Origin of the sequence: Spirillospora sp. NPDC049652 (assembly GCF_040675125.1) — a bacterium.
Classification (GTDB): Bacteria; Actinomycetota; Actinomycetes; order Streptosporangiales; family Streptosporangiaceae; genus Spirillospora.
This window is the reverse complement of sequence record NZ_JBFAOF010000549.1, coordinates 1-4,865: the sequence shown is the minus strand read 5'-3', so window position 1 is coordinate 4,865 and position 4,865 is coordinate 1. Positions and strand designations below refer to the sequence as shown.

Below are 4,865 nucleotides of genomic sequence, written 5' to 3'. Positions count from 1 at the left end.
CGCGCGGCGGGCCTTCCGGGGCGACCGGTCCGGTCAGCGCACCTCGGTGATCTCCGGGCCGCGCTCGAACGGGTTGAAGGTCTCGGTGTTCTCGTCCTGCTCCTCGGCGGCCTCGGAGAACTCCTTCGGGATCTGGAGCTCCAGCAGGTCGCGCGGGGGCATCGGGGAGTCGCCGCGGACGACGACCACACCGCTCAGCACGTCCTCCAGGACCTGCCACTGCTCCTCGTCCTCGATCGCGGCGCCCTGCACCACGGCCTGGAGGAACCAGCGCGGGCCGTCCACGCCGACGAAGCGGATGATCTGCGGAGCCCAGCCCTGCTCGATGAACTCCTGCGGGATCTGCTCCTTGACCTCGTCCGGCATCTCGGCCAGGACGTCCTCGGTCAGCGCGGCGGGGACCATGGCGAGCAGCTCGTCGCCGAACGGGCCCTCGACCTCCTGGACCTGGCCGCCGGCGTTCTCGGTGATGTCCTGGGCGGTCTCGCGCCGGACGTCCTCCCAGATGCCGCTGCGCTTGGGCGCGGCGAACACCTGGAGCTGCATCGCGCTCTCCTCGTACTGGACGAGGACGGCGACGGGCCGCCCGTCCAGCGGGTTGCCCTCCTCGTCCACCTGGGTGGCCTCGAAGTTCACCTGGAAGCCGAGCCCCGGCGCGACCGGGATCCGCAGGGCCCCGAAGTCCAGGCGCTGCAGGTCGGGGTGGGAGTCCTCGGAGTCCCACGGGCCGCCCTTGACGGCCTCGCCGTCCGCGGCCTCCTCGGCCTCGGCCTCAGCGGCTTCGACGGCCTCTTCGGCGGCGTTCTCCGTGCCCTTCGCGGGCTCGTCGTCCCGCCGGCGGCGTCCAAAAGCCACGACTCACACTCCTTCTCGACTGTGCGTGTTGTCCGCGAAACCGCCCGTGGAGCCGAAACCGTTGGCTCCACGCGACGATCCGGGAAGTTCGGCGACCTCGTGGAAGACCGCGTGCTCCACCCGCTGGACCACCAGCTGCGCGATGCGGTCCCCGCGCCGCAGCCGGACGGCGGCGCGCTGGTCGGTGTTCAGCAGGGTCACCTTGATCTCACCCCGGTAGCCGGCGTCGACCGTACCGGGTGCGTTGACGATGGTCACCCCAAACCTAGCGCCCAAACCCGACCTCGGGTGGACGAAGGCCGCGTAGCCGTCAGGAAGGGCGATCGCCACCCCGGTGGGGACGACCCGCCGCTCCCCCGGCGCGAGTTCCACGTCCTCGGCGGCGAACAGGTCGGCGCCCGCGTCGCCCGCGTGCGCGTACGACGGCGCGGGCAGCCCGGGGTCGAGCCGCTTCAACAGGACGTCCACGCTCACGACGCGCTCCATTCTCGTCCGGGGCCGGTCTCGGCCGGGCCGGTGCCGTCCGGGTCCGCCGCCGCGGTCCGGCGCGGCGGCCCTGTCCTCGTCACCGGTCCTCGTCACCGGCCATTCTCCCCGGTCCGTCCCCCGGCACGGTCCATTCTCGCCGCCCGGCGGGCGGCCGGGAACCGCGGGTCAGGGATTGACCCGGTGGTCGGGGCCGGCGCCCTCCATGCCGCCCACGCCGTCGCCGTGCTCCTCGAAGTGGGCCACCGGGACCTCGACGAACAGCGCCGCCGCGCGGACCGCGACGGGGCCGTCCACGGCGTCCATGCGGGCCTCGGCCTCCAGGTACGCCTTGCGCCCGGCGACGCCGGTGCAGCGGGTGCGGATGTGGAGCGTGGTGCCGACCGGCACCGGCAGCACGTAGTCGGTCTCCAGGCGGCCGGTCACGTACGGCTTGCGGAGCAGCCAGACGACCATACCGAGCGCCTCGTCCATCGCCGTGGCCAAAACGCCGCCGTGCGCGAGACCGGGGGCGCCCTGGTGCAGGTCGCCGACGGTGAACTTGGCCGACACGCCGAGGCCGTCCTCGCTCACGGCCTCCAGGTGCAGGCCGGTCGGATGGCCGGGACCGCAGCCGAAGCAGCGGGCGTAGTGCGGGCCGAGCGGCTCGCCGAGGGGCGCGTCGGGGTGCGGCTCGGGGACGGGCGTGCCCGCGGGCGGTACGGTCAGGTGGGAGCGGTTCACGTCGACAATTTACCGGCTCTTCCTCATGACCACTTCCGGCACGTTTACCTCTGCGGACCGGAGAGCCGACGTAGTGTGATCTCCGTCACGACACGCTCATTCCGTCCCATTGCGGGCTTGACGGCGAAAGGTGACGAACCGTGGGGCAGCAGGTCATCCACCGATCACTCGACGGCACCCGAATCCGGCTCGGCGGCGACCACGACCTCGGCCGGCCGTTCACCTCGGTCGCCCGGATCACCGCCGCCGGACGCCTCCATGAGATGTCCAGCGGCACCCGGCCGGATGCGACGGCCTGGGCCGAGGACATCGGCGTCGCCCGGTTCGAGCAGGAGTTCCGCGTCCAGGGCGGCAGGCTGCGGGTCGGGTACGCGGCGGCCGTCCGCGACCCCGACACCGGGCAGCGCGACACCGCCCTCGCCGCCGTGTGGGAGGGCCGCCGCTACGCGCTGTTCACCCACATCTACGGCGGCCGCCCGGCCGACGCGGTGGGATTCCTCGCCGGCCTGCGGATCACCGAGCACGACGACGGGATCAGCGTCGCGCCCGCCGCGCGGCGGGTCGCCCTGCCCGAACCCGCCGAGCTGGTGAAGGAGGTGCCGGGTCTCGGCCTGCTGGAGATCACCGCGCTCACCGGCGCGGCGCGCATGCGGCTGCCGGGCTGGCGCGGCGCGTCCGTCGCGGGCGGCGAGCTGTTCCAGGACACCGTGGACGGCCAGGGCCCCTACTTCCTGCTCGCGCTGAGCCGCCTGCTGGTGACCGTCCTCCCGGAGGAGGACCAGGTCCGGCACGTCCCCCGGCGGCTCTCCTCGCTGACGGTCGAAACGGTCCGCTGATGACCGGCCTCGCCGCCCTCACCGGCGCGGTCGCCGTCCCGGTGGTCCTGCTGCTGTCGCTGGCCGGCCATCTGCGCGGCCGGTCGCTGGGCGCGGCGCTGCGGGCCCAGGCGGCTCTCCCGGCCCGGCTCGCGGTGGCCGTGGCGTCCCTGGCGGTGACCGCCGAAGGCGGCGTCCTGGGGTTGCTGCTCGCGGGGCTGGTCCTGCGCCGGACGGCCCTGGTCCACGGGGCGCTGGCCGCCGCCACCGTGCTGTTCGCCGTCTACGCGGCCTATGCGGCGTACGTGATCCGGACGAGGTCCGGGCGGGTGCCCTGCGGCTGCGGCGGCGATCTCTCGATCCCGATGTCGGTGTGGGTCGTGGCGCGGGCCACCGGGCTCGCCGTCCTCGCGCTGGGCGGGGCCGTGGCGTCGCCGCCGGAGCTGGGCGGCGGGACGGTCCCGGGCGTCGTCGCGGGAGCCGCGCTCGGCGTCCTTCTGTGGATCCTCCCCGGTGCGATGAACGTGCCCGAGACGGCCGTTGCCGAGACACCCGCCGCCGAGACGGGGGCGTCCGAGACGGACGGGCTCGGGAGGGGAGCCCTCGAGAGGAGCTTGGGGTGAGCTTTCAGACCAGTGCGCTGCTGCTGTCCTGGGTGGCGATCCTGCTGCTGGCCCTGGTCGTCGCCGGACTCGTGCGGCAGGTGCACGCGCTGGCCGGGACGGGCCGCACCGCCCCCGCGCGTCCCGCGCCGGGACCGGAGAAGGGCGCGGCGGCGCCGGGCTTCGACCGGCTAGGCCCCGGCCTGGTGCTCTTCCTCGACCGGGACTGCGGTGTCTGCGAGGAGGTCCTCGCCCTCGCCGAGCCGCCGCTGCGCGCCGTCTTCGCGGGTCCCGGCCCGGAGCCCGCCGCGCCCGGCGTGACCGTCCTGGCGCACGAGAGCCCCGGCCTGTTCGACGACTACCGCGTCCCCGCCACCCCCTTCGCGGTGGTGCTGACGGAGGACGGCCGGGTCGGCCGGGCCGCCCCGGTCGGGTCGCCCGGATCGCTGCGCGAACTGCTGGAACCGGAGGGAGTCGGAGGTGCCCGATGATCGAGTTTGAGGACGTCCCGCCGCTGCGCGGGCCGCGTCCGGCCGGAGCCGAGCGGGTGCGCCGCCGCCCGGTGGCCGAGGAGGGGCCGCGGTTCCGGCCCGCCCGGCGCGGGCTGCTGGCGGGCCTGGCGGCGGCGGGGGCCACGGCCGGGCTGAACGCGGTGGGGATGCTGCCGCCCGCGCGGCAGGCGCTCGCCGAGGGGTTCAGCCTGAACAGCGGCTACTACGACATCCTGCCGTACTGCCCGCCGGGCGAGCCGCGCGTCGGGTGCTCGCCGGGCTGCGGGCCGAGCCTGGTGTGCTCGGTGTGCTGCCGGACGAGCGGCACGTACAAGGGCTACCACCGGTCCGGCGTGTCCGACCCGCACCGCTACAAGCTGCGGCCGAACCAGTGCTACGGCGGCAAGTGGGACGGCTGGCTCTGGAAGGTGTCCAAGAGCTGCGGGAACTGCAGCAAGGGCGTCACGTGGCGGTGCCACGACGGCTGGAAGAAGTCCAAGCGCGGGAACTGGTACAAGACGATCTGCCGCAAGGCGGTGGCGTGCTACAACTGACCGCCCGTCCGGCGGGACGGCTGCGCCGGGGCCTGACCGAGCCGCTGCTGCCGGTCGCGGTCCTGGCGCTGCTGGCGGTCGCCGCCGCGGCGCTGGACGCCACGGTGCTGTGCTGGGCGGCGGTCGGGGCCCTGGCCGGGTTCGCGCTGTCCGGATCGGTTTGAACGCGCAACAGCGAATCCGTGCTGTTCTCGCCAGGTTGGCGGGCCCCGATACGGCAGGGCGAGGTCCTGGCCGTCTTCTCCCTCGGGCTGGTGCTCGGGGGCACGCTGAGCGCCGGAGTGGTGTGGCTGGCGTCCGGGCTGGCCGCGCCCGTGCCGGGGCCGGCGCGCGCTGTGC

8 protein-coding genes are annotated in these 4,865 nt (G+C 74.6%); 5 read left to right on the top strand and 3 right to left on the bottom strand.

Going from position 1 to position 4,865, the window contains the following annotated elements:
* Positions 1-33: 33 nt before the first annotated feature.
* The 3 genes from AB0J52_RS27530 to AB0J52_RS27520 form a co-directional block, all read right to left on the bottom strand.
* Positions 34-855, bottom strand: coding sequence for a DUF3710 domain-containing protein (locus tag AB0J52_RS27530; protein ID WP_500185256.1), 822 nt, complete (start codon positions 853-855; stop codon positions 34-36).
* Positions 856-858: 3 nt separating this feature from the next.
* Positions 859-1,329: a dUTP diphosphatase gene (gene dut / locus AB0J52_RS27525; RefSeq protein ID WP_500185255.1), complete on the bottom strand. Its 471-nt coding sequence runs from the start codon at positions 1,327-1,329 to the stop codon at positions 859-861.
* A gap of 180 nt (positions 1,330-1,509) precedes the next feature.
* Positions 1,510-2,064 carry a PaaI family thioesterase gene (locus AB0J52_RS27520; protein ID WP_500185254.1) on the bottom strand — a complete coding sequence of 185 codons (555 nt, stop codon included), beginning with the start codon at positions 2,062-2,064 and terminating at the stop codon, positions 1,510-1,512.
* Between the two features lie 140 nt (positions 2,065-2,204).
* Between AB0J52_RS27520 and AB0J52_RS27515 the strand changes: the two genes are divergently transcribed.
* The 5 genes from AB0J52_RS27515 to AB0J52_RS27495 are packed head-to-tail and all read left to right on the top strand — an operon-like array spanning position 2,205 to position 4,690.
* Positions 2,205-2,900: a hypothetical protein gene (locus AB0J52_RS27515; protein ID WP_500185253.1), complete on the top strand. Its 696-nt coding sequence runs from the start codon at positions 2,205-2,207 to the stop codon at positions 2,898-2,900.
* Complete coding sequence (locus AB0J52_RS27510) at positions 2,900-3,502, top strand: MauE/DoxX family redox-associated membrane protein (protein WP_500185252.1); 603 nt, start codon at positions 2,900-2,902, stop codon at positions 3,500-3,502. Before AB0J52_RS27515 ends, AB0J52_RS27510 begins: the two co-directional genes overlap by 1 nt.
* Positions 3,499-3,972, top strand: a complete 474-nt coding sequence (locus tag AB0J52_RS27505; RefSeq protein ID WP_500185249.1) for a hypothetical protein — start codon at positions 3,499-3,501, stop codon at positions 3,970-3,972. The genes AB0J52_RS27510 and AB0J52_RS27505 overlap by 4 nt, the downstream gene beginning before the upstream one ends.
* Complete coding sequence (locus AB0J52_RS27500) at positions 3,969-4,526, top strand: hypothetical protein (protein WP_500185248.1); 558 nt, start codon at positions 3,969-3,971, stop codon at positions 4,524-4,526. The genes AB0J52_RS27505 and AB0J52_RS27500 overlap by 4 nt, the downstream gene beginning before the upstream one ends.
* Positions 4,514-4,690 (top strand): hypothetical protein, encoded by a 177-nt coding sequence (locus AB0J52_RS27495; protein ID WP_500185247.1) that lies wholly within the window; start codon positions 4,514-4,516, stop codon positions 4,688-4,690. Before AB0J52_RS27500 ends, AB0J52_RS27495 begins: the two co-directional genes overlap by 13 nt.
* The last annotated feature ends 175 nt before the right edge of the window (positions 4,691-4,865 follow it).